Genomic DNA, 2,161 nt, shown 5'->3' on the forward strand with positions numbered 1-2,161 from the left:
TTGAAAATCTGGTTCGCCTCGTTCATCATGCCCCAGAAGGGCTGGTGGAAATACAAGGTGCAAAGTGCAAAGAAGGCCATTAAAATCTGCGCCATCGAGAGCACCACCAGGCTGTCTTTCTTAAGGAGCTTTCCGCTCACGGCGGATCCTATCGAAAGTCCCAGGATGAATGCCGAAAGCATCTGGTCGAAGCTGTGGCTCGAAGAACCGAGCAAAAGCGAAAGCAAGCGGATCCAGACGATTTCATAAACAAATGAGGTCAAGCCAGTAATCGCCGCAATCCAGAGCCACGCGGATTTGGGCGGCATGGCGAGCTTGTGTTCTTCCACGAAGTCGACGTCTTGATTCTTGGGCTTTTTGGAATCCTTGGGGGGCACCGGCGAAGTGGCGATGCCAATGAAGCTGAATACTGCCGCGAGCAGGAAGTTGATGGAAGCCGCAACGCACAGGGTGGCATGGTTTCCGATTTCTGGAATCAGGAGGTAGCTTGTAGCAAGGATGCCGATGGCAGAACCCAGGCTGTTCGTGAAGTAGAGCATCGGGAGCGACACTTCGGCGCCGCTCTTGCGCATAAGCCCCGCTGCAATGAAGGGAAACGTCATGCCGACGGCGATGGCAATCGGAAGGGTCGAGCCTGTCGCTAAGATTACCTTCGCTATTTCGGCACCGCGACTCGACAAGGACGCCGTGAATTCCGAGTCGTAGAAGATGCCCGTGAGCCACAGGTAGAGCGGATGGTAGGCGACTCCCCCGATACCGATGAAGAGTTCTACGATGCCGTAGCCCAGCAGCGGACGCTTGGTGCGCTCGACGAGCTTGCCCGCGACAAAGCTGCCTATGGCAAGACCGCCCATGTAGATGCAGAGCGTGAGCACCTGGCCGTAGCTGGAATGCCCCAGGAAGAGTTTAAGGTAGCGAGCCCATGAGCCTTCGTAAATAAGGCCCGCGAACCCGGAGAGGGCAAACAGGAAATAGACCAAGATGTTCATGGCGTAAATTTATATAAAAAAGACGCCGTTATATGTAAAAGAATTTTATGGTCGTCCGCCTTCAGTAAGACCGAATTCCCGGCGGGCCCAAGTTTCTATATAGGGCAGAATTTCCTTGTAAGGCACCACAATCATCACGCTACCGTGGGAATGCCAGCCGATTTCGAAAGAGTACCCGTCAAAACCGATACCGTCCTTCAAAAAAGAAGGCTCCAGCTTGAAATCCATGTGGATGGCATCGGCGTTGGCATAGTATTTTTCCGCATGTTTGCGAAGAAGCGATACAATCGCTTTCTTTTCACTTGGATTGAAAATAGTGGAATCGACTAACGCACCGTCTTTCTTCGAGAAAGTCCGATGATACTCGTAATTGTATTCTCCGGCGGCACCGGCTTGGTAACCGGCATTCGAAATATAATAGGTCGTCCACAGCAGCGAATCGAACGCGACATCTATACTGTCCCGACGTTCGTAACGGAGGGAGGCGGCGACCTGCGTATGGGTGCTGTCATAGTACCAGTCATCGGGATAATTCCTGAGTTCGGATTCAATGGACCGCTTGTATGCCTCCACCTGACGGTAAAGGGCTCTTTTATGAATTTTTTGTAAATGTCTGGCATCAAGGACTGTGTCGGCATCGGTCAAGTCCTCGCCCAACAATCCCTTGATGATTTTCCAGTAGACCCGTTTAGGATAAACTTGGATCCTCGGCAACTTCCAGTGCAAAGATACCGTGTAAAACCTGTTGCTGTCGCGTTCCGTCCCGTAATTGGAGAATTCCATACAACCCTTCTCTTTTGTGGGGTCGCATTCAATCAATTCGTCGTCATGCATGGCGATTTCCGCCTTGACCCGTTCCAGATCGCTTTTTCCAATTAGGCTGTATTCAAATTTCATGTCGTCAAGCATGGAATAGACTTTATCCAGCTTCTTTTCCAGAACGGACATGTCCTTGTTATCTAAGGTCTGAGATGCAACTGCCGTCTCCTTTTGGGGGGCGTCTTCCGATTTCTTTGGAACCGCTTTGGAAAAAAGCAAGCGAGCAGGCAATTACCGCGGCAAGGTATGCTACCGATAAAATCGAACTTACAATTTTTTTGCCTTGGAGCCCGTTGGGCTCGGCCTGTTCATAATGGCGAGCACGAACGCCACTACGGCAAGCGGCAGCAGGA

Annotated in this window: 2 protein-coding genes and 1 pseudogene; all 3 read right to left on the reverse strand. The window is 51.3% G+C overall.

The window, feature by feature from the left end; translation table 11 throughout:
• Positions 1 to 989 (reverse strand): annotated as a pseudogene (locus Q0628_RS09250) (spermine synthase); the annotation flags it as partial.
• 45 nt (positions 990 to 1,034) lie between these two features.
• Positions 1,035 to 1,937: a hypothetical protein gene (locus Q0628_RS09255; RefSeq protein WP_298770355.1), complete on the reverse strand. Its 903-nt coding sequence runs from the start codon at positions 1,935 to 1,937 to the stop codon at positions 1,035 to 1,037.
• A gap of 7 nt (positions 1,938 to 1,944) precedes the next feature.
• Positions 1,945 to 2,161 (reverse strand): hypothetical protein (locus tag Q0628_RS09260; protein ID WP_298770357.1); only part of this gene is annotated, 217 nt, incomplete at its 5' end.

This window comes from uncultured Fibrobacter sp. (assembly GCF_937877005.1).
Classification (GTDB): Bacteria; Fibrobacterota; Fibrobacteria; order Fibrobacterales; family Fibrobacteraceae; genus Fibrobacter.